The following is a 21631-nucleotide window of genomic DNA, read 5'->3' as shown; positions in this document are numbered from 1 at the left end:
CCGCCATCCTCGCAAGGCGCAACGAGGAGACGACTGTCTAGCCAGGTGGATCACGGGGCGTCAACCGACTTCACAACCCGGACAGTTCACACAGCTCCAGCTAGGGTGCACTGAATCCGGACATCGAAATTTCCGTTTCGTCCCCGCGCTGGAATGCGCCTCTCCGAGTGCGCTACAAGGCTCGGCTCAAAGCTCGTAACACGCCTGGCGGGGGGCGGCGGCCCCGAAGGGCGGCTTCCATGTGGTTCGGCACACCTACGCCTCGATCATGCTGGGAGCCGGAGAGTCCGTCGTGACCCGACCCTGGCTCGGTGGCTCGGACACTCCTCGCAGGCGATCACCCTCGGTTACTATGCTCACTTCATGCCGGAAGCCGGCAGCAAGGGGCGCGGCATCATCGACGGTCTGCTTGGGGGGCGGGGAGACCGGCTCGCCGGCCGAAACTTCCCAGATTCTCCCCAGCGCCGTTGACCGGTGATTCCTGCCTCTACGCCCCGGAGAAGTCGTCCGTGGATTGTAAGGCTGAAGAGATGGGTGGCCTGGGAAAGTGTTGGAAGAGGTCGTAGCGACCCGCTATGTCACGCCCTTGCGTGAGGGCGGCTCGCTCCCCGGGATCGTCGAGGCCGACGATCTCGGTACGTACGTCATGAAGTTCACCGGTGCGGGACAGGGGCGGAAGACCCTGGTCGCCGAGGTCGTCTGCGGGCAGCTCGCCCGCAGGCTCGGGCTGCGCGTGCCGGAGCTCGCCGCGATCCAGCTCGACCCGGTCATCGGCCTCTCCGAGCCCGACCAGGAGGTGCAGGAGCTGCTCAAGGCGAGCGGCGGGCTCAACCTGGGCATGGACTTCCTGCCCGGTTCGCTGGGCTTCGATCCGCTGGCGTACGAGGTGGATCCGAAGGAGGCCGGCAAGGTCGTCTGGTTCGACGCGGTGATCAACAACGTCGACCGGTCCTGGCGGAACCCGAACATGCTCGTCTGGCACGGCGACCTGTGGCTCATCGACCACGGCGCCACCATGATCTGGCACCACAACTGGCCGGGCGCGCAGGCCTCCGCCGCCAAGCCGTACGACGCCTCCGACCACGCGCTCGCACCCTTCGCGCCGGACGTCGCCGCCGCGGCGGCCGAGCTCGCGCCGCTCGTCACCCGCGAGCTGCTCGACGAGGTCGCCGCCGACGTGCCCGACGAGTGGCTCGTCGACGAGCCGGGCTTCTCGAGCACCGACGAGGTGCGCGCCGCCTACGTCGCCGCCCTCCTGCCCCGCGCCGCCACCATCCACGAGCGGATCACGCTCGGCCCCCGCTCCGAGAACCGGCCCCAGCAGCCGCCCGGCTGGCTGGCCGAGCGACTCGCGCCCCGGCCGTCCTCCACCTCCACCGAGAAGGACAGCACCACGTGACCGACCGCGATGTCTTCGAGTACGCGCTGCTGCGCGTGGTGCCGCGGGTCGAGCGCGGTGAGTGCTTCAACGCGGGCGTGGTCGTCTACTGCCGCGCCCGGTCGTACGTTGCCGCCCGTACCCATTTGGACGAGGCCAAGCTGGCGGTCCTCGACCCGGCGGCGGACGTCACCGGCGTCCGGGCCGCGCTGCGCGCGGTCGAGGGGGTCTGTCTGGGCGGCGACGACGCCGGGCAGGCCGCGCGCGACGACGCGGGGCGGCGCTTCCGCTGGCTGATCGCGCCGCGCTCCACGGTCGTGCAGCCGGGGCCCGTGCACACGGGCCTCACCACCGACCCCGAGGCGGAGGTGGAGCGGCTGCTCGAACTGCTGGTGCGCTGAGGCCGCCGGTGGAGGGGTTCCCGAACCGTTCCGGCACGGGGAGTGACCTGGTGCACCCGGTGGGCCGTTGACACCGGGTGCCATCGCTTCTAGCGTCTCGTTCTGCGGACGATACTAAGCGGTCGCTCATGTGCGGGACGCAGGAGCGGGACGGCCGGGCCGTCCGCGATCAGGGACGATCCAAGGGCGAGGAGAACCAAGCATGTCCACCACCGAGCAGCGCGTAGCCGTCGTCACCGGTGCCGCACGAGGCATCGGCGCCGCCACCGCGCTCCGCCTCGCGGCCGAGGGCCGCGCCGTCGCCGTACTCGACCTCGACGAGGCGGCCTGCAAGGACACCGTCGAGAAGATCACCGCCGCGGGCGGCACCGCCCTCGCGGTCGGCTGCGACGTCTCCGACAGCGCCCAGGTGGAGGCCGCCGTCGCGCGGATCGCCGCCGAGCTCGGCGCGCCGACGATCCTCGTCAACAACGCGGGCGTGCTCCGCGACAACCTGCTCTTCAAGATGGACGAGTCCGACTGGGACCTCGTCATGAACGTGCACCTCAAGGGCGCCTTCCTGATGGCGAAGGCCTGTCAGAAGCACATGGTGGACGCGGGCTTCGGCCGGATCGTGTCGCTCTCCTCCTCCTCGGCGCTCGGCAACCGCGGCCAGGCCAACTACTCGGCCGTCAAGGCCGGTCTGCAGGGCTTCACCAAGACGCTCGCCAAGGAGCTCGGCAAGTTCGGCGTCACCGCCAACGCCGTCGCCCCCGGCTTCATCGTCACCGAGATGACCGCGCAGACCGCCGAGCGCGTCGGCATGGGCTTCGAGGAGTTCCAGGCCGCCGCCGCCTCCATGATCCCGGTCCAGCGGGTCGGCCGCCCCGAGGACGTTGCACACGCGATCGCCTTCTTCACCGGCGACGACGCCGGCTTCATCTCCGGCCAGGTCATGTACGTGGCCGGCGGCCCGCTCAACTGACGCACCGACAGCAGCGAGAGGAGGAGGCGGGTATGACCGCGAACGAACGGCCGGAGCTCTCCGGCAAGGTCGCCCTCGTCACCGGCGCGAGCCGGGGCATCGGCTACGGCATCGCCGAGGCGCTCGTCGCCCGAGGCGACCGCGTCGTCATCACCGGACGGGGCGAGGATGCCCTCAAGGAGGCCGCAGAGCGGCTCGGCGCCGACCGGGTGATCGGCATCCCCGGCAAGGCCCACGACCTGGCCCACCAGGCCGCCGCCGTGGAGGCGGCGATGGACGGCTTCGGCCGGCTGGACTTCCTGGTCAACAACGCCGGCACGAACCCGGTCTTCGGCCCCATGGCCGACCTGGACCTCGGGGTGGCCCGCAAGGTCTTCGAGACCAACGTGATCTCCGCGCTCGGCTTCGCCCAGCGGAGCTGGCACGCCTGGCAGAAGGAGCACGGCGGTGCGATCGTGAACATCGCCTCCGTCGCCGCCGTCTCCGCTTCGCCTTTCATCGGCGCCTATGGAATGAGCAAGGCGGCGATGGTGAATCTGACCCTTCAGCTGGCGCATGAATTCGCGCCGCTGGTCCGGGTCAATGCGATTGCCCCGGCCGTCGTGAAGACGAAGTTCGCACAGGCGCTCTATGAGGGCCGGGAGGCGGAGGCGGCCGCCGCTTATCCGCTCGGCCGGCTCGGCACCCCCGAGGACATCGGCGGCGCGGCCGCCTTCCTCACCTCCGCCCAGTCGGAGTGGATCACCGGCCAGACCCTCGTCGTCGACGGCGGCATCTTCCTGAACGCCGGAGTCGGCTGACCGATAACCGGACACTTTCCGGAATCGCTGTCCGGATTGGCCCCGGTTATACGTTGAATGCCTTAAGTGCCCCGTCGGGCTCGACGATTGACCTGACGGGGTGCTGCGGTATCGTCGGCCGACCCGTGGCTGAACGAGGAGCGTGCACGTGTTCAACCGGACCAGTCTGCAGGCCGCTGCAGCCCTTGCGTCCATATCCCTGGTAGCCGGATGCGGTGTCTTTTCTGACAGTGAATCCGCCGGGGATCAGAGAATCGTCATCGGTACGACGAGCTCTCCCACCACGCTTGACCCGGCCGCCGCCTGGGACAATTCCTGGGAGCTTTTCCGGAATGTGTTCCAGACGCTGGTGAGTTTCCCGACGGGCAGTACGACCCCGCAGGCCGACGCCGCCGACTGCAAGTTCACGGACACCTCCAGCCGGATCTTCGAGTGCAAGCTCCTGGACGGCCTGAAGTTCTCCAACGGGCACAAGCTGGACGCCGAGGCCGTACGCCACTCGATCGAGCGCATCCGCAAGATCAACCACAAGGGCGGCCCCAACGGCATGCTCGGCTCGCTCGACAAGATCGAGACCGTCGGCGACCGCACGGTCGTCTTCCGGCTGAGCAAGTCGGACGCGACCTTCCCCTTCGTCCTGGCGACCCCCGCGATGTCGCTCGTGGACCCGGCCGAGTACCCGGCCGACAAGCTCCGCACCGACGGCAAGCTCGTCGGCTCCGGCCCGTACGTCCTCGACTCGTACTCCGAGCGGAAGGCGGCGGAGCTCACCAAGAACCCGACCTACAAGGGCTTCGCCGACCGTAAGAACGGCGGCGTCACGATCCGGTACTTCGACGAGTCCGACGCGATGGTCGCCGCGCTCCGGAAGGACGAGATCGACGCCACGTACCGCGGCCTCAGCGCCGAGGACGTCGTCGGGCTCCAGGACGACAAGCCCGAGAACAAGGGCCTCCAGCTCGTCGAGTCGACCGGCGCCGACATCCGCTACCTGGTCTTCAACACCCAGGACCCCTCGGTCGCCAAGCTTCCCGTCCGCAAGGCCATCGCCCAGGTCGTCGACCGCGACGAGCTGGTGAACAAGGTCTACCAGGGCACCGCCGAGCCCCTGTACTCGATGGTGCCCAAGGGCATCGCGGCCCACACCACCAAGTTCTTCGACCGCTTCGGCATGCCCAGCGTCGCCAAGGCCAAGGAGATCCTGGAGGACGCCGGCATCACCGAGCCCGTCGAGCTGACCTTCTGGTACACGACGGACCGGTACGGCTCCTCGACGGCCGCCGAGTTCGCCGAGCTGAAGCGGCAGCTGGAGGAGTCCGGCCTCTTCAAGGTCGAGCTGCACGGCAAGCCCTGGAAGGAGTTCCAGGCGGGCTACCAGAAGGGCGAGTACCCGGTCTTCGGCCGCGGCTGGTTCCCCGACTTCCCGGACCCGGACAACTTCGTCGCCCCCTTCGTGGGCAAGGAGAACGTCCTCGGCACGCCCTACGTGAGCAAGCGGATCACCGACGAGCTGCTCCCGAAGTCCCGCCGCGAGAGCGACCGCGGGACCGTCACGGACGAGTTCGTCGAGGCCCAGGAGATCCTGGTCCAGGACGTCCGGCTGCTGCCCCTGTGGCAGGGCAAGCTGTACATCGCGGCCGGCGAGGACGTCGGCGGCGGCGAGCGCGCCCTCGACCCGCAGACGGTCATGCAGCTGTGGGAGCTGCACCGCCGGGCCAGCTGGTAGAAGGCCTGTGGGGGCCACTGTCAGTGGCCCCCGGTAGGTTCTGGGACGTAGACAGGAACGTCCACCGGAGGTTGTTGACCGTGACCGACACCAGCATGCTGCCCGAGTCCTGGCGGGGTGTTCTCGGCGAGGAGCTGCGCAAGCCGTACTTCGCGCAGCTCAGCGAGTTCGTCGAGGAGGAGCGCGCCAAGGGGCCGGTCTTCCCGCCGAAGGACGAGGTCTTCGCCGCCCTCGACGCCACCCCGTACGACAAGGTGAAGGTCCTGATCCTCGGTCAGGACCCCTACCACGGCGAGGGGCAGGGGCACGGTCTCTGCTTCTCCGTCCGCCCCGGGGTGAAGACCCCGCCCTCCCTGCGGAACATCTACAAGGAGATGCAGGCGGAGCTGGGCCACCCCGTCCCGGACAACGGCTATCTGATGCCGTGGGCCGAGCAGGGCGTCCTGCTGCTCAACGCGGTCCTGACGGTCCGGTCCGGCGAGGCGAACTCGCACAAGGCCAAGGGCTGGGAGAAGTTCACGGACGCCGTGATCACCGCCGTCGCCGCGCGTCCCGACCCCGTCGTCTTCGTCCTCTGGGGCAACTACGCCCAGAAGAAGCTGCCGCTCATCGACGAGGAGCGGCACGTGGTCGTGAAGGGTGCCCACCCCTCGCCCCTGTCGGCGAAGAAGTTCTTCGGCTCGCGCCCCTTCACCCAGATCGACGAGGCCGTCGCGGCCCAGGGACACGAGCCGATCGACTGGCGCATCCCGGACCTCGGCTGAGCCTCGGCCGGATCGGGGCCGGGTGCGGCTAGCGTCGGCTCTCCCAATGGGCGAGCGGGTGGAGGTCGGCGTGACCGAGCAGCAGCAGGCGTCGGACGACGGGGTCATGACCAGGATCGGGCAGGCCATGATGCTGCTCCACGGCGGTGACCGCGAGGAGGCCCGCAACCGCTTCGGGGTGCTGTGGCAGCAGATCGGCCCCGACGGGGACCCGCTGCACCGCTGCACCCTCGCCCACTACATGGCCGACGCCCAGGACGACCCCGACACCGAGCTGGCCTGGGATCTGCGGGCGCTGAGCGCGGCCGAGGGGCTCGCGGAGGAGCGGCTCGCGGCGCACGGCTCGGCCGTCGCGCTGCGCGCGCTGTACCCCTCGCTCCACCTCAACCTCGCCGCCGACTACGTCAAGCTCCAGCAGCCCGATGCCGCACGGATCCATCTGGACCGGGCCCGCGCGGCATCGGACACGCTCGACGACGACAGCTACGGGAACGGGGTCCGGGCGGCGATCGAGCGCCTGGAGCTGCGGCTCCGGGCCATGTGAGGCGCCCGCCCCGTGGAGCCGGCCGTGCGGTGGGTCCGGGTCCTCCCGCGCCGGCTCACCGGCCGTACGTGCCGTGGCAGATCCTGGCCTGGTCGCTGCCGGGGCCCCAGCCCCCGTACCGCTCGCCCAGGTCGCAGACGTCCGTCCGGGAGAGCGGCGGCTCCTTCGGGAGCTCCGCGAGTCCCGGCAGCTCGGGCACGGCCGGCCGGGGTGCCGGGCGCGGATTCTCACGGTGCCGGGGTACGGCGGTGGGGCGCGACGGCCGGGGGTGCGGCGGGGCCGCCACCCGCCGACGCCGCTCGGGTACGGCCGCGGGTGCGGGTGTCGCGCGGGGCGTGGCGGACGGCGGGGGATCCGGCAGGGCCGCTTCCAGGGCCTCGCGGGCCGGGCCCTCGACGATCTGCGGCGCCACTTCCTGGGCGGGGAGGGCGGAGGTCTCCGCCGCGGGCGCGGGGGCGGGCGCCGGTGGCGGCGCGTCGACCGAGACGCAGCCCGCCAGGGCGGCGACCGCCGCCCCGAGCAGGATCTTCGCTGTGGTTCGGGTTCCATGCACCGCGCCACTCTGCTGGTCCGGCGGTGATCTTCGCGCCCCTACCGGCCGGGAATGCCCCGCACGGGTGAGCCACGACGGGCCCGGGCTTGACCCGCCCGATACCCGGTGCCCGGTGCCCGGTGCCCGGTGCCCGGTGCCCGGTGCCCGGCGGCCGGTGGCCGGTGCCCGAGTGGCAGGGTCCGGCAGCCGGGGCCGGTAGCCCGTCGCTCAGTCGCCGGTCGCGCCGTCGATCCGCTCCCGAATCAGGTCCGCGTGGCCGTTGTGACGGGCGTACTCCTCGATCATGTGCAGATAGATCCAGCGGAGGTTGAACGTCCGCCCGGTGCGGTGCTCGCCCACGCCCAGGTCGTCGAGGCCGTGCGGGGCGGCGAGGGCGCGCGCGTGGGCGATTTCCGCCTGCCAGGTGGCGTAGGCCTCCTCGTAGGTGTCCTCGTCCGTGGCGTGGATGTCCCGGTCGTGGTCCTCCTCGGTGGTGTAGATCCAGCCCGCCTTCTCACCGGCCAGCACGCGGCGGAACCAGCCGCGCTCGACCTCGGCCATGTGCCGGACGAGGCCCAGCAGGTTGAGGTCGGAGGGCGGGGCGGAGGGGGTGCGCAGCTGGGCGTCGTCGAGCCCCTCGCACTTGCTCGCGAGGGTCGCGCGATGGAAGTCGAGCCACTGCTCCAGCGCCTCGCGCTCGCCCGAGGTGGTGGACGGGTCGACGCGGGGCACGGATTCGGTGCGTTCGGTGGTCATGCGCGGCATCGTCCCCCATGATCACCGGCCACGCCACCGCTTTCCCGCCGGGCCGCGGCCACGCGGGGGAGCCCGGCTCCCCGAAGGACGCGCCCCCTAGCCGTTCCGGCCCCCGAGCATGCCCCGCAGCAATTCGTCGAAGCCGGTGCGCAGTTCGGCGTGGCCGGGCACGGCCGAGTGGAAGGAGCCGGCGGCGCAGGAGAACAGCAGCCCCTCGCACCAGGCGATGAGGGAGAGCGCGTGCCGCTCGGGTGCCGGTGAGCCGGCCGCCGTCATCATCGCCACCAGCGGGCCGTGGAACGCCGAGCCCGCCGCGTCGAAGAAGGCGCGGAGTTCGGGGCGGCGGGTGGCCTCCAGGGCCAGCTCGTAGCGGGAGACGAGCAGCGCGCGGTGGTCGGTGAGATACCGGTGCAGGGCGAGTGCGAGCGCGTCCACGAGGGCGTCCGCGTCCGGGGGAGCGCCGTCGCCGACGCCCGGCAGCTCCTCCAGGGTCAGGACGCGCGTGTCCCAGTGGACCTGGCGGCGGACGGCCGCCTCCAGAAGGGCCTGGCGGGTGCGGGCGTGGTTCGACGTCGACCCCTGCGGCAGCCCGGCCCGTTCGTCCACGGCGCGGTGGGTCAGGCCCCGCATGCCGCGCTCGACGAGGAGGTCGAGGGCGGCGTCGCCGATCCGCTCGGCGCGGGAGGCGGGGGTCTCCCGGGCGGTCTCCGGGCCGGTCTCCGAGACGGGCGCCGGCGGTGTGGTCGGTGCGGTCATGGGGACAACCTACTACCGGCCCGACTACAGCTGTAGTACGGTCATGGCGTCCGACGTACTACACCTGTAGTTTTCGCGCTCAGGGGAGCAGCCATGGAACAGCACCGCGCCGTCGTCGTCGGAGCCGGCATCGGCGGACTCACCGCCGCCGTCGCCCTCCACCGCAACGGGTGGCGGGTCACCGTCCTGGAGCGCGCCGCCGACCTCGCCCCCGTCGGCGCGGGCATCGGCCTCGCCCCCAACTCCCAGCGCGCCCTGGACGTCATCGGCCTCGGCGACCGCGTCCGCGAACTCGCCGCCTGGCAGGGCGACGGCGGCATGCGCGCCCCCGACGGCCGCTGGCTCGCCCGGACGAACGCCAAGGCCGCCGCCGCCCGCTTCGGCGGGCCGCTCGTCCTCCTCCACCGCGCCACCCTCGTCGAGATCCTCGCCTCTGCCCTGCCCGACGGCACCGTCCGCACCGGAGCGGCCGCCACGCTCGCCGATCCCGGCGACGACCACCGCCCCGCCCGGCTCACCACCCCGGAGGGCGAGATCGAGGCCGAGCTCGTCGTCGCCGCCGACGGCATCCGGTCCGCGACCCGGCACGCCCTCTTCCCCGAGCACCCAGGCCTCCGGTACGCCGGCTGCACCACCTGGCGGGTCGTCGTCCCCGCCCCGGAACGGCCCTTCGCCCCGCACGAGACCTGGGGCGCCGGACGCCTGTGGGGCACCCAACCCCTCAAGGACGGCCGGATCTACGCGTACGCCATGGCCGCCGCCCCCGCCGGGGGCCGCGCGCCCGACGACGAGAAGGCCGAGCTCCTGCGCCTCTTCGGCGACTGGCACCACCCCGTCCCCGAGATCCTCGCCGCCGTCGACCCCGGCCAGGTCCTGCGCCACGACGTCCACCACCTGCCCGACCCGCTGCCGGCCTTCCACCGGGGCCGGGTCGCCCTCCTCGGCGACGCCGCGCACGCGATGATGCCGAGCCTCGGCCAGGGCGGGAACCAGGCGATCGAGGACGCCGTCGTCCTCGCCCACCACGCCCGCTCCGCACCGGGCTTCGACCCCGGCCGCGCGCTCGCCGCGTACACCGCCGACCGGCTGCCGCGCACCACCGCCATCGTGCGCAAGGCCGCCCGCACCGGAGCGCTGACCATGCTCGCGGCCCGCCCCGCCGTCGCCCTGCGCTCCACGCTCGTCGGGGCCGTCTCGCGCTTCGGCCCGGGCCTGGTCCTGCGCGGCTTCGACGGCATCGCCGACTGGCACCCGCCGGTGGCCCCGGCCCGTCCCGCGTAAGCTGACCAGGGCGAACGGCCCGTGCGAGCGCGGCCGGTGGAAACGAGCGACACGACAAGGGAGACCCCGTGAAGGTTGGCTGCATCGGACTCGGCGACATCGCGCAGAAGGCGTACCTCCCCGTCCTCGCCACCCTCCCCGGGGTCGAACTCCACCTCCAGACCCGCACCGCCGCGACCCTGGGCCGGGTCGCCGACACCCTCCACCTGCCCGCCGCGCAGCGCCACGGCGACCTCGACTCGCTGCTCGCCGTGGGACTCGACGCCGCCTTCGTCCACGCACCGACCTCCGCCCACGCCGAGATCGCCGGCCGCCTCCTCGAAGCGGGCGTCCCCACGTACGTCGACAAGCCCCTCGCCTACGAGTACGCCGACTCCGAGCGGATCGTGGAGCTCGCCGAGAAGCGCTCCGTCAGCCTCGCCGTGGGCTTCAACCGGCGCCTCGCCCCCGCCTACGCCCAGTGCGTCGAGCACCCGCGCGAGCTGATCCTCCTGCAGAAGAACCGGATCGGCCTGCCCGAGGACCCCCGCACCCTGGTCCTCGACGACTTCATCCACGTCGTCGACACCCTGCGCTTCCTCCTCCCCGGCGTGGTCGAGCACGTCGACGTGCGCACCCGGATCCGCGACGGGCTCATGCACCACGTCGTGCTCCAGCTCTCCGGCGACGGCTTCACCGCCATCGGCATGATGAACCGGATGAACGGCTCCACCGAGGAGGTCCTGGAGGTCTCGGGGCAGGACACCAAGCGCCAGGTCCTCAACCTCTCCGACGTCATCGACCACAAGGGCCAGCCGACCGTGCGCAGGCGCGGCGACTGGGTCCCCGTGGCCCGCCAGCGCGGGATCGAGCAGGCCGTACTCGCCTTCCTCGACGCCGTACGCGACGGGCGGGTGCTCAGCGCGCGCGACGCCCTGCTCACCCACGAGCTGTGCGAGCGCGTGGTCCGCGAGGCCCTGACCCAGGCCTCGGCCCAGACCTCCTGAGCGGGGATCCGGGCCGTCCGAGGACGCCCGCGCCCTCGGCTGCGCAGACCGCGCCCACCACGGCGAGCGCCCCGTACAGCGGCCAGTCGCCCCATCGGACGTAGAGCGTCGTCGTCGCCGAGAGCGGCAGTTCACGGACGGCGACGGCGCTCGCCTCCGTGCCGAGCACCGGCCCGATCCGGCGCCCGTCCGGGCCGTACGCGGCGCTGATTCCGGTGAGCGTCGCGTGCGCGACGGGCCGGCCCGTCTCCGCCGCCCGCAGGGCCGCCAGGGACGCGTGCTGGGCGGGCGCCCAGCTCTCCTGGAACGTGCTGGTCGCCGACTGGACGACAAGCAGCCCGGCACCGTCCCGGACGAGCCGTCGGCTCATGTCGGGGAACGCGGACTCGAAGCAGATCAGCGGCCCGACCCGCAGGCCCTGGACCGCTCCGGCGGCGACCCCTCCGGCGGCGGGCAGCGTCATCACTACCGGCGTGGTGCCCCGCCGCCGGTCCTCCTGCGCGGCCTTCCCGACCGAGGTCACCCAGCCCAGGGCCGCGCGCGCCGGAACGTACTCGCCGAACGGCACGAGCCGCATCTTGTCGTATCGCTGACCCGTGAGACCCGTCGGAGCGACCAGGACGGCGCTCTTGTAGATCCCGGGACGGTCGGACCGGCGCGCGTCCACGTTCACCAGGAGCGGCGCGTCGACCGCCCGCGCCAGGGCGGTGAGCCGGGCGGCGAGCTCGGGACGGCCCGCCGGATCGGTGCCCACGCCGCTCTCCCCCCAGACCACCAGGTCGAGCGGCTGCCCCGCGAGGGAGCGGGTCAGCTCCTCGGCCCGCGCGAACCGCCGCTCGGCACCGTCCGGACCCTCGAACACCCCCGGTTGTACGAGAGCCACCCGCACCGTCCCGCTCTCGCGCGGCGCCCCGACCCCCCAGGCGGCCGAGCCCGCGACGAGCGCGCAGGCGGCGAGTCCCGCGACCCCGACGGCACGCGGCCCGGGCGCTGTGAGGAGCAGGGCCACGGCCGTGTTCACCGCCACCACGAGCAGGCTCACCAGCCAGACGCCGCCGACCGAGGCGAGCCGGAGCGCCACCGGAACCTCCCACTGGCTCGCCCCGAGCAACCCCCACGGCCCGCCGAGGCCCTCCCAGGAGCGGACCATCTCGATCAGCAGCCAGCCGGAGGGCACCGCGAGCAGGGCGACCGCGGCCCGCGGCGGTGACGGCGTGCCGCCGAGCACGGACCGTACGAGCCATCCCCACGGCAGCCACAACAGGCCGAGCAGCGCGGCGAGCGGCAGGAGGAAGACGTGCAGGCTGGGCAGCAGCCAGTGATGGACGGCGAGCACGAACCCGGCCCCGCCCAGCCAGCCGTCCAGGGCGGCGCGACGCGCCCCCGGAGCCGTCCGGATCAGCAGCAGCCACGGGACGAGCGCCAGGTACGCCCACCACCAGAGCCCGGGAGCGGGGAAGGCGAGGGCGGGCAGCGCGCCGCAGCCGAGGGCGAGTACGGAACGGCCGACCCCGCGCCGACGCGCCGGGCCACGACCTTGGCCCTGGTCCCGGCCCCGGTCCTGGTCCTGGCCCCGGTCCTGGTCCCGTCCCCGGTCCTGGCCCCGGTCCCGGTCCCGCTTCATGAACGGAATTCGCATGGCGGCCTCCCGTCCCTGCCTTCAGTGTCGGGCGGGACGGAGCCCGGCGCGGCACGGTGGGGCCGCCGGCCGGGCCGGGCTCGCCGTTTCAGTGCCGGCGCCACCGTTCCTCGACGACGACCGAGCGGAGCCGCCAGCCGTCGGCGGTGCGCAGCGCGGCGAAGGCGTAGCGTCCTCCGCAGACGAAGTCCTCGCCGGAGGCGAAGCGCATCGGGTTCACGTAGTCGGCGCGGACGTCCGCTCCGTCGCCCGCCTCCGGATACCCGCTCCGTTCCCGGAAGAGGACCCGTCGGTTCACGATGAGGTGCTGGCGTACGGGGAAGAGGGTCATGGTCTCGGCGAGCCAGTCGGCCACCTCGGCGGCGGGGCCCTCGATCCCGCCCGAGCCCCGGTAGTCGGCCCGGCCGTCCGGGGCGAACAGGGCCCGGTAGGCGGTCCAGTCGGCGTCGTCCACGGCCGCCGCGTACCCCGTGATCAGGTCGTCGACGGCGAGTCGGTCCATCACGGTCGCGAGGTCCACACGCTGCGTCATCGGTTCAGTCTCGGGCAGTCGGCGCGTGGGGCCAAGGGGCGTGCGCGGGGAGTTCGGAGCCGCGGTCATACTGTCCGGCATGCGCGTGAACATCGATCCCGAACAGACCGACCGCACCTCCTTCTACCGGCTGCTCACAGCCACCGTCGTGCCCCGGCCGATCGCCTGGGTGTCGACGTCGTCGGCCGACGGGACGGACAACCTCGCCCCGCACTCCTTCTTCACCATCGCCTCGGTCGTGCCGCCGGTCGTCCAGTTCACATCGGTCGGGCGCAAGGACTCGCTGCGCAACGTGGAGGAGACGGGGGAGTTCGTCGTCAACCTCGCCCCCGAAGGCCTCTTCGAGCAGATCAACGCGACGGCGACCGACTTCCCGCGCGGGGTGAGCGAGTTCGAGGCCTGCGGCGTCGAGCGGGAGCCGAGCCTGCGGGTGAAGCCGCCGCGCGTGGCCCAGTCGCCGGTGGCGCTCGAGTGCGAGCTGCACAGCACGGTGCGGATCGGTGACTCGACGGTCGTCTTCGGCCGGGTCGTGCACGCCGCGGTCGACGAGTCGGTCATGGTCGACGGCCATCCGGAGATGGCGCTGATGCGCCCGCTGACCCGGCTCGGCAAGAACGAGTGGGGCACGCCGGGCGGCATCAAGGAGATCGCCCGCGTGCCCTACCGGGCCTGACGGCCCGACCGGGCGGCCGGGGCATCAGCCCGCGGACTCGCCCGCGTGGAGGCGCGACGGCGCACATTGGCCCTTTCTTGTGCGCCGCGCGCGCCGCCCAGGAGAGCGCATATGTCGATGGCTGGTTCGTCCAGCGCGCCCCCGTAACCGGCGACGGCTACCGTGACTACGGTAAGCGACACTTCATCACTCCATGGAGTCGACATGGCCGACCGTGCCGCCGTCTCTTCCTCGTTCTGCGCCGTCGCCCCCAGCCCGGAACTGCGCCGGCGCATGCTGGACGAACTCGACCAAGTACGCGGTGGTCCGGGCGAGCTCACGAACCTGCTGGGCTTCACGAGCACGCCCACACCCCTGGGCTTCGACGACGGAACGATCTTCCCGCCGGAGGAGTTTCCGCCGGGGACCTCCCGCGCCACCATCAGCGCGGCGGCGGCCGACCGGGCGCCGCTGCGCGGCACCATCAGGGCGGTCGTCGTCCTGGTCGACTTCTCGGACAAGCCGATGACGAAGACGGCGGCGGACCTCGACAAGCTGTTCTTCTCGCTCGGCGCGATGCCGCACGGCAGCGTGCGCGAGTACTACCGCGAGGTCACGAACGGCCTGGTGGACCTCGTCGGCGATGTCCACGGCCCGTACCGCATGCCCGAGACCATGGACTGGTACGCGGCCGGCAACTACGGCGTCGCCCAGCCCAGCGGGCCGTTCCGGTCACCGGCGATGGCGAAGTCCGCCGTGGAGGCCGCGGACCCGAGCGTGAACTTCGCGCCGTTCGACAACGACGGGAACGGCTTCGTCGACGCCTTCATCGTGGTGCACGCCGGGCCCGCAGCCGACGAGACCGGAAACCCGAACCACATCTGGTCGCACAAGTCGACCCTGCCCGCCGTGCACCAGACCGACGGCACCAAGGTCTACGGCTATCTGACCATCTCCGAAGACGCGAAGATCGGCGTCTGCGCGCACGAACTCGGACATCTGCTCTTCGGCTTCCCCGACCTCTACGACACGGACAACAGCTCCGAGGGCGTCGGATCGTGGTGCCTGATGGGAGCCGGCTCCTGGGGCGGAGGCGGAGACATCCCCACCCACCCGTCCGCCTGGTGCAAGGTCAATCAGGGCTGGGCCACGACCAAGGTCATCACCACCAGCGGCGATGAGTCCTTCCCGGACGTCAAATCCAGCCGCACCGTCCACCGGCTCTGGAAGAACGGCGCGGGCGGCAGCGAGTACTTCCTCCTCGAGAACCGCCAGCGGACCGGTTACGACGCCTCGCTGCCGGGAGACGGGCTGCTGATCTGGCACATCGACGAGAACCAGCCGAACAACAAGGACGAGAACCACTACAAGGTCGGCCTGGTGCAGGCCGACAACAAGCGCAACCTCGAACTGAACCAGAACCGTGGCGACGACGGCGATCCGTACCCCGGAAGCAGCGGCAACACCACGTTCACCTCCTCCAGCGCACCCGACTCGAAGTCCCACGCGGGCGCCGGTTCCTGTGTCTCCGTCACCCGGATCTCGCCGTCGGCGGCCACCATGACGGCCTCCGTGGCGGTCTCCTGCGGAAAGGCCCCGATCAAGGAGATCAAGGAGATCAAGGAGCGCAAGGAGATCAAGGAACCGTTCAAGGAGGCGAAGGAACCGTCCAAGGAGGTGAAGGACCTCCTGGACCACCGCAAGGACGTGGACGTGAAGTCCAAGGAGCCGTTCAAGGAGCACAAGGACCTCAAGGAGCGGCGGGAGAACAAGACGCCGTACAAGGAGATCAAGGACGACTGGGACAACCCTCCGGACGTGCTGACGCGGTCGACGGGCGGGGAGGGCGACCCCACCGCCGCCGCCATCGTGGACCTGCAGACCCGGCTCGCCGCGCTGGAGCAGACCCTGGGCGGGGCCGGCGGCGCGGGCGACCCCGCCGAGCCGTTCATCGGCACCGAACTGCGGCCCGACCTGATCGGCGGGCCGCAGTACGGATCGGGCGCCGACGCGCTGCGGGAGGCCGTCGAGGCCGGCGACGCGCAGGCCAAGCGGTCGTACGACAGCCTCCCCCCGCAGTGAGCGGAACGCTCCTGCTCCTGGCCGCACCCGGCGACGGCGGCGCGGCGGCGGTGGCCCGCGCGCTGTCGCCCCGGGGCGGCCACGGAGATGTCCTGACCCTCACGCCCGCCGACCTCGCCCGCGCCCGGTGGAGCCACCGGGTGAACGGTGGGGGAGAGGCGTCCACCCGGATCACCCTGCCCACCGGGCGGGTGCTCGACGACCGGACCATCGGCGCGGTGCTGCACCGCCTGCCGGGCCTGCCGCCCGCCGCGGGCGCCGAGAACGGCCCCCGTGCCAAGGACGCCCTGTACACGCACAGCGAGCGGCAGGCCCTGGTCGCCAGCTGGCTGCTCTCCCTCGCGCCCCGGGTGATCGGCCTGATCAGCGCGTACGGAACTGCCCACGGGACCGTCTCCCGGACGACGGCCCTCGTCCACGCCGAGCAGTGCGGCCTGCCGGTGGCCCGGCGGGGCGGGGCGACGCGCGGCGGCCTGGTGGGCCGGCCCGCCCCCGGGGAACGGCACGTGCCGCGCCTCGCGTGGCCGGGCGGCCCCGGATCACCGGTCCCGGTCGACGTGCTGCCGGCGGCGCCGGCGGCGTACCACGACAGCCTGCTCGTCGCTGGGGACCGCGTCATCGGTCCCCGCGCCGGTGACCACGGCGAGCGCTGCAAACGCCTCGCCGACGCGCTCGGCACACGGCACTTCGAGCTCCGGTTCGCGCCCCGCGCGACCGGCGCCGTCGTGACGGACGTGCACCTGTGCCCGCGCCTGGACGACCCGCTGCACGTCGAGGCCACCGCCTCCTTCATGGTGGCCGTCGCGGAACAGCCCACGAGGAGGCCCGAGTGATCCTGTTCTTCGGCCGTACGGACGACCCGCCCCTCACCCGCGCGATCAGCGCCGCACGCGACGCCGACCTGCGGCACCTGGTGATCGACCAGGCCCGCACCGCCCGGTACGACCTCGTCGTCGGAACGGACGAACTGGACGCCCAGGTGACCGTCGAGGGGATGCGGGTCCTGCTCGGTGACGTGTCGGCCGTGTACGCCCGCCCGCTGGAGCCGCCCGCCGACGGGGACCCGGCGGCCCGGGCGCGGGCGGCGGCGTTCCAGGAGTGGTTCGTCGGCTGGCTCGACACGACCCCGGCCGTCGTGGTCAGCCGGCCCCGCGCCATGGAGTCCAACTCCTCCAAGCCGTACCAGGCCCAGCTCATCGGGCGCTCCGGCTTCGCCGTACCGGAGACCCTGGTCAGCGACGACCCTGACGAGATCCTCGCGTTCCGCGCCCGGCACGGCCGGATCGTCTACAAGTCGGTCAGCGGCATCCGCTCCATCGTCAGGGAGTTCACCGACGCCGACGAGAGCCGCCTCGCTCTCGTCCGCGGGCTCCCGACGCAGTTCCAGGCCTACGTGCCGGGCCAGGACGTACGCGTCCACGTCGTCGGCGAGGACACCTACGCCGCGGCCGTCGACAGCGACGCGATCGACTACCGCTACGCCGAGCAGAGCGGGGAGTCCGCCCGGCTCGCCGCGCACGACCTGCCCCCGGACACGGCCCGGCGCTGCGTGGAGCTCGCGGCCTCGCTCGGCCTGCCGCTCGCGGGCATCGACCTGCGCCGCACACCCGACGGCGCGTGGGTGTGCTTCGAGGTCAATCCCATGCCGGCCTACAGCTACTACGAGGCGCACACCGGCCTGCCCATCTCCTCGGCGCTCGTCGCCTACCTCGACGGCCGCCGGGCCGCGGCTCCCGTGGGGGTGTGAACACGTGGTCCAGGCCGTCGAGAACCTCACCGCACTCACCCTCCGGCTCGTCGCCCGGACCGCCCACCCACGGCTCGACGAGTGGGACCTCGCCACCTGCCAGGTACTCGCCTCCCTCCCCGTACCGGGCATGGCCGACCTGATCTCCCCCAACCTCACGGGCTCCCGGCTGAGTCTCGGCGTCCGGCGCGAGCTCCTCCGGGACGTGGTGGTCGGGGCGACCTTCCACCTCCGGGCGAGACTGGGCTCCTCGGGCGACATCCTGGCGGAACCCCACCCGGCCACCGGCGACTTCCGGGTCGAGCGGCTCTGACCGGTTACGGGGTGTCGGTCCTCGCCGGGCTCCCATCGGAAGGGCCCGCACAGCCAATGCTGTGCGGGCCCTTCATTCGGTCTCCGAATGCGCTGGAGGGTGCTGGGTGTGGCGGCCTCGTCAGCCCGCGGACTCGCCCGCGTGCGGGCTCAGGACGTCCGTGCCGACCAGGATGAAGAGGAGGATGCCGAGCAGGATGCGGTAGATCACGAAGGGCATGAAGCTCTTGGTGGTGATGAACTTCATGAACCAGGCGATCACCGCGTAACCGACGGCGAAGGCGATGATCGTGGCGAAGATCGTCGGGCCCCAGGAGACGTGCCCCCCTTCGCCCGCGTCCTTCAGCTCGAAGACCCCGGAGGCGAGGACCGCCGGGATCGCGAGCAGGAACGAGTAGCGGGCGGCCGCCTCGCGCGTGTACCCCATGAGCAGACCGCCGGAGATCGTCGCGCCCGAGCGTGAGACGCCCGGGATCAGCGCCATCGCCTGGCAGAAGCCGAAGATCAGGCCGTCCTTCACGGAGAGTTCCTTGAGCGTCTTGCGCTCGCGGACCACCCGGTGGCGGCCGCCGGCCTCGTCACGGGCGGCCAGCCGGTCCGCGACGCCGAGGACGATGCCCATGACGATCAGCGTGGTGGCGATCAGCCGCAGATCGCGGAAGGGGCCCTCGATCTGGTCCTTGAACGTGACGCCGAGGACACCGATCGGGATCGAACCGACGATCACCAGCCAGCCCATCTGGGCGTCGTGGTCGGAGCGCATCGCCTTGTCGGTGAGGGAGCGGAACCAGGCCGAGACGATCCGCGCGATGTCCTTGCGGAAATAGATCAGGACGGCCGCCTCCGTGCCGATCTGGGTGATCGCGGTGAAGGCCGCGCCCGGGTCCTCCCAGCCGGCGAAGGCCGCGGTGAGGCGCAGGTGCGCGCTGGACGAGATGGGAAGGAACTCCGTGAGCCCCTGCACGAGTCCGAGGATGAACGATTCGAACCAACTCATGGGGCTAAAGCCGTCCCGTTATGTACGTGTGCGGTCATCAGGTCGTGCGCAGCGTACCGTCCCAAAGTGACGGCCCGGTGATCAGGTCGCGCGAGGGTTCGCCCCCGGGTTCGCCTCCCCGTCCGGCTCCGCCTCCCGCTCCGCCTCCCGCTCCGCCTCCCGCTCCGCCTCCCGCTCCCCGTCCGGCTCAGGGCCCGCCGTCGTCCATCCCGGTGCCCGGACGTGCGCGCTGAGGCTCTGCCGGTCGGCCTCGCCGCCGCAGTGGGCGCAGATGAGGCGGGGACTGAGGATCTCGCCGCAGTCGTGTTCCAGGACGACGGGACGGTCGTTCTCGTTGAGGTGGCGGTCGCCCCACGCCATCAGGGTCACGAGGACCGGCTGGAGCTCCTCGCCTGCGGCCGTCGCCCGGTACTCGAAGCGCCGCGGGCGCTCGCTGTACGGCACCCGTTCCAGGATCCCCGCCTCGACCAGCCGCTTGAGGCGTGCGGTGAGGATGTCGCGCGGCGCACCGGTGTTGCGGGCGATCCGGTCGAAGCGGTGCACGCCGAGGGAGACCTCGCGGAGGACGAGCAGCGCGTACTTCTCGCCGACGAGGACGAGGGTGTCGGCGATCGAGCAGGGGCGGGGGGCGGCCTTCATGGGGTCAGCCTAGGGCAGGGGGAGATCGAGGGTTTGAAAATCCAACTCGCTGGGATATGTTACCGACGAGTGTTGGTCCAGTTTTCCAACCCAGGAGCCTGTCATGCGTGACGCCGTCATCGTCGAAGCCGTCCGTACCCCGATGGGAAAGGGCAAGGCAGGAGGAGCCCTGTCCCATGTCCACCCCGTCGCCCTCCTCTCGCACACCCTGCGCGCCCTGATCGAACGCAGCGGCGTCGACCCCGCCCTCGTCGACGACGTGATCGGCGGAACGGTCGACCAGGTCGGCGAGCAGGCCATGAACACCACCCGCTACGCCTGGCTCGGCGCCGGATTCCCCGAGTCCGTGCCCGCCACCACCGTCGACCGGCAGTGCGGCTCCTCCCAGCAGGCCGTCCACTTCGCCGCCCAGGGCGTGCTCTCCGGGGCGTACGACATCGTCGTCGCCTGCGGGGTCGAGTCCATGAGCAGGGTCCCGATGTGGTCGAACGTGCCGCCCGGCGCCGACCCCTTCGGACCCGGCGTCGCCGAGCGCTACCCCGAGGGGCTCGTCCCGCAGGGCGTCAGCGCCGAGCTGATCGCCGCCAAGTGGTCGATCGGCCGCGAGGCCATGGACGAGTTCGCCGCCGGCTCGCACGCCAGGGCGGCCAGGGCCTGGGCGTCCGGACTCTTCGACGCCGAGGTCGTCCCGTACGAGCGGGTCGACCGCGACGAGTCGGTGCGCCCGACGACCACCCCCGAGATCCTCGCCGGTCTCCGGCCCGCCTTCGAGGACCCCGGCTTCGCCGACCGTTTCCCGCAGATCGACTGGTCCGTCACCGCGGGGAACAGCAGCCCCGTCAACGACGGAGCCTCCGCCGTGCTCGTCATGGCGGCCGACACCGCCCGGAGCCTCGGCCTGCGGCCCCTCGCCCGGCTGCACAGCTTCGCCGTCACCGGATCCGACCCGCTGCTGATGCTCACCGGCGTCATCCCCGCCACCGAGAAGGTGCTCCGCCGAGCCGGGCTCTCCCTCGCCGACATCGACCTGTTCGAGATCAACGAGGCCTTCGCGAGCGTCGTGCTCGCCTGGCAGCAGGAGACCGGCGCCGACCCGGCCAGGGTCAACGTCCACGGCGGGGCCATCGCCCTCGGCCACCCGCTCGGCGCCAGCGGTACGCGCCTCACGACGACCCTCGTCCACGCCCTGCGGGCCCGGGGCGCCCGCTACGGCCTCCAGGCGATGTGCGAGGCGGGCGGCCTGGCCAACGCGATGATCGTCGAGGCGCTCTGACCCCCTAGGGGGCGGTACCGACCGGCTCCCGCCCGGGAGCGGGAACCGCACCCGGAGCCGCGTCCGGGGCCACGTCCGCCTCCGGGGCCACGGCCACGGCCGCGTCCACGTCCGCGACCGGGGCCCGCAGGTCGTGACGCTTGCGCCAGGCCACCACCGCCGCGCCGAGGCCCGACAGGACGATGAACCCGGCGGAGAAGAGGAAGGCCGGTGACCCCGGTGAACCGGCCTGGGCGCCCGCGACCACGTACGCCGCCGTGTTCGGGACCGTGCCGATCGCCGTCGCGAGGAGGAACGGCACGTACCCCATGCGGGAGACCGCCGCACAGTAGTTGGCCGCCGCGAACGGGACCCCGGGGAAGAGCCGGATCGCCAGCATCGAGCGGAAGCCGTGCCGGCTCAGCTGGCCGTCCGCCGCCGTCAGCCAGCGGCCCCGCACCAGCGGCCGGAGCGCGTCCTGCCCCAGGACCCGGCCGAGGGTGAAGGCGATTCCGGCGCCGAGCACCGTTCCCGCCACCGCCGCCGTCAGACCGGCGGCGGTGCCGAACAGCGCCCCCGCCGCCAGATTGAGCACCGGGCGCGGTACGAACGCCGCCGTGCACACGCCGTACGCGAGACCGAAGAGCAGGACCGCTCCCGCGCCGCTCGTCTGCGGCGGCCACCCCGAGGACAGCAGTCGCTGGGGTTCGTACAGCAGCACGAGCCCCGCCGCGGTGAGCAGCAGCAGGGCGAGCATCGAGAGCCGCGAGCGGGGCGAGAGAAGGGTCCGGGAACAGCGGACGGCGAGGGAGCCCGGCGGCCGGGGCGCGGGAGCGAGCATTCGGGGAGAGTAACGGACGCGTCCGTATGATCGCCGTAATGCGCGTCATG

Annotated in this window: 22 protein-coding genes and 2 pseudogenes; 16 read left to right on the top strand and 8 right to left on the bottom strand. The window is 72.2% G+C overall.

Annotation, left to right across the window (positions count from 1 at the left end):
• Positions 1-205: 205 nt before the first annotated feature.
• From OG361_RS05640 to OG361_RS05605, 8 genes and pseudogenes are all read left to right on the top strand, one after another.
• A pseudogene (locus OG361_RS05640) lies at positions 206-471 on the top strand (site-specific integrase); the annotation flags it as partial.
• Between the two features lie 76 nt (positions 472-547).
• A complete protein-coding gene (locus OG361_RS05635) occupies positions 548-1399 on the top strand; it encodes a HipA family kinase (protein ID WP_405852186.1) in 852 nt (283 codons plus the stop codon).
• Positions 1396-1779 (top strand): DUF3037 domain-containing protein, encoded by a 384-nt coding sequence (locus tag OG361_RS05630; RefSeq protein ID WP_405852185.1) that lies wholly within the window; start codon positions 1396-1398, stop codon positions 1777-1779. Before OG361_RS05635 ends, OG361_RS05630 begins: the two co-directional genes overlap by 4 nt.
• A 202-nt stretch (positions 1780-1981) precedes the next feature.
• A complete protein-coding gene (gene fabG / locus OG361_RS05625) occupies positions 1982-2743 on the top strand; it encodes a 3-oxoacyl-ACP reductase FabG (RefSeq protein ID WP_405852184.1) in 762 nt (253 codons plus the stop codon).
• 32 nt (positions 2744-2775) lie between these two features.
• Positions 2776-3543, top strand: coding sequence for an SDR family oxidoreductase (locus OG361_RS05620; protein ID WP_405852183.1), 768 nt, complete (start codon positions 2776-2778; stop codon positions 3541-3543).
• A gap of 148 nt (positions 3544-3691) precedes the next feature.
• Positions 3692-5269 carry an ABC transporter substrate-binding protein gene (locus tag OG361_RS05615; RefSeq protein ID WP_405852182.1) on the top strand — a complete coding sequence of 526 codons (1578 nt, stop codon included), beginning with the start codon at positions 3692-3694 and terminating at the stop codon, positions 5267-5269.
• Between the two features lie 80 nt (positions 5270-5349).
• Complete coding sequence (ung, locus tag OG361_RS05610) at positions 5350-6033, top strand: uracil-DNA glycosylase (RefSeq protein ID WP_384566805.1); 684 nt, start codon at positions 5350-5352, stop codon at positions 6031-6033.
• A gap of 70 nt (positions 6034-6103) precedes the next feature.
• Positions 6104-6577, top strand: a complete 474-nt coding sequence (locus OG361_RS05605; RefSeq protein WP_405852181.1) for a hypothetical protein — start codon at positions 6104-6106, stop codon at positions 6575-6577.
• Positions 6578-6632: 55 nt separating this feature from the next.
• On the opposite strand, the gene OG361_RS05600 is transcribed toward OG361_RS05605, so the two are convergent.
• The 3 genes from OG361_RS05600 to OG361_RS05590 form a co-directional block, all read right to left on the bottom strand.
• Positions 6633-7130: a hypothetical protein gene (locus tag OG361_RS05600; protein ID WP_405852179.1), complete on the bottom strand. Its 498-nt coding sequence runs from the start codon at positions 7128-7130 to the stop codon at positions 6633-6635.
• Positions 7131-7337: 207 nt separating this feature from the next.
• Positions 7338-7865 carry a DinB family protein gene (locus OG361_RS05595; RefSeq protein ID WP_405852178.1) on the bottom strand — a complete coding sequence of 176 codons (528 nt, stop codon included), beginning with the start codon at positions 7863-7865 and terminating at the stop codon, positions 7338-7340.
• 96 nt (positions 7866-7961) lie between these two features.
• Positions 7962-8621: a TetR/AcrR family transcriptional regulator gene (locus tag OG361_RS05590; RefSeq protein WP_405852177.1), complete on the bottom strand. Its 660-nt coding sequence runs from the start codon at positions 8619-8621 to the stop codon at positions 7962-7964.
• A 93-nt stretch (positions 8622-8714) separates the two neighbouring features.
• On the opposite strand from OG361_RS05590, the gene OG361_RS05585 reads away from it, so the two are divergent.
• Entirely contained in the window at positions 8715-9902 is a 1188-nt protein-coding gene (locus OG361_RS05585; RefSeq protein WP_405852176.1) for an FAD-dependent monooxygenase, read from the top strand.
• 68 nt (positions 9903-9970) lie between these two features.
• Positions 9971-10888, top strand: a complete 918-nt coding sequence (locus OG361_RS05580) for a Gfo/Idh/MocA family protein (protein WP_405852174.1) — start codon at positions 9971-9973, stop codon at positions 10886-10888.
• Here OG361_RS05580 and lnt read toward each other — a convergent pair.
• Entirely contained in the window at positions 10821-12527 is a 1707-nt protein-coding gene (gene lnt / locus OG361_RS05575) for an apolipoprotein N-acyltransferase (RefSeq protein ID WP_405852173.1), read from the bottom strand. The genes OG361_RS05580 and lnt overlap by 68 nt on opposite strands.
• 88 nt (positions 12528-12615) lie before the next feature.
• Positions 12616-13059, bottom strand: coding sequence for a nuclear transport factor 2 family protein (locus OG361_RS05570; protein WP_405852172.1), 444 nt, complete (start codon positions 13057-13059; stop codon positions 12616-12618).
• A 79-nt stretch (positions 13060-13138) separates the two neighbouring features.
• Between OG361_RS05570 and OG361_RS05565 the strand changes: the two genes are divergently transcribed.
• From OG361_RS05565 to OG361_RS05545, 5 genes are all read left to right on the top strand, one after another.
• Entirely contained in the window at positions 13139-13732 is a 594-nt protein-coding gene (locus OG361_RS05565) for a flavin reductase family protein (protein WP_384566829.1), read from the top strand.
• A 204-nt stretch (positions 13733-13936) separates the two neighbouring features.
• Positions 13937-15793 (top strand): M6 family metalloprotease domain-containing protein, encoded by a 1857-nt coding sequence (locus tag OG361_RS05560; protein ID WP_405852170.1) that lies wholly within the window; start codon positions 13937-13939, stop codon positions 15791-15793.
• Entirely contained in the window at positions 15790-16626 is an 837-nt protein-coding gene (locus OG361_RS05555; RefSeq protein ID WP_405852168.1) for a hypothetical protein, read from the top strand. The genes OG361_RS05560 and OG361_RS05555 overlap by 4 nt, the downstream gene beginning before the upstream one ends.
• Complete coding sequence (locus OG361_RS05550; protein ID WP_405852167.1) at positions 16623-17540, top strand: RimK family alpha-L-glutamate ligase; 918 nt, start codon at positions 16623-16625, stop codon at positions 17538-17540. Before OG361_RS05555 ends, OG361_RS05550 begins: the two co-directional genes overlap by 4 nt.
• Positions 17541-17544: 4 nt before the next feature.
• Positions 17545-17853 carry a hypothetical protein gene (locus OG361_RS05545; protein WP_405852166.1) on the top strand — a complete coding sequence of 103 codons (309 nt, stop codon included), beginning with the start codon at positions 17545-17547 and terminating at the stop codon, positions 17851-17853.
• Positions 17854-17973: 120 nt separating this feature from the next.
• On the opposite strand, the gene OG361_RS05540 is transcribed toward OG361_RS05545, so the two are convergent.
• Both OG361_RS05540 and OG361_RS05535 read right to left on the bottom strand, forming a co-directional pair.
• Positions 17974-18849, bottom strand: coding sequence for an undecaprenyl-diphosphate phosphatase (locus OG361_RS05540; RefSeq protein WP_405852165.1), 876 nt, complete (start codon positions 18847-18849; stop codon positions 17974-17976).
• A 189-nt stretch (positions 18850-19038) separates the two neighbouring features.
• Positions 19039-19488 (bottom strand): annotated as a pseudogene (locus tag OG361_RS05535) (winged helix-turn-helix transcriptional regulator); the annotation flags it as partial.
• 103 nt (positions 19489-19591) lie between these two features.
• On the opposite strand from OG361_RS05535, the gene OG361_RS05530 reads away from it, so the two are divergent.
• Positions 19592-20761 carry a thiolase family protein gene (locus tag OG361_RS05530; RefSeq protein ID WP_405852163.1) on the top strand — a complete coding sequence of 390 codons (1170 nt, stop codon included), beginning with the start codon at positions 19592-19594 and terminating at the stop codon, positions 20759-20761.
• Between the two features lie 4 nt (positions 20762-20765).
• On the opposite strand, the gene OG361_RS05525 is transcribed toward OG361_RS05530, so the two are convergent.
• Entirely contained in the window at positions 20766-21581 is an 816-nt protein-coding gene (locus OG361_RS05525; protein WP_405852161.1) for a TVP38/TMEM64 family protein, read from the bottom strand.
• Positions 21582-21631 lie beyond the last annotated feature (50 nt).

Origin of the sequence: Streptomyces sp. NBC_00090, assembly GCF_045160815.1 — a bacterium.
Classification (GTDB): Bacteria; Actinomycetota; Actinomycetes; order Streptomycetales; family Streptomycetaceae; genus Streptomyces.
The sequence above is the reverse complement of the archived record's forward strand: the minus strand, read 5'-3'. Positions and strand labels throughout refer to the sequence as shown.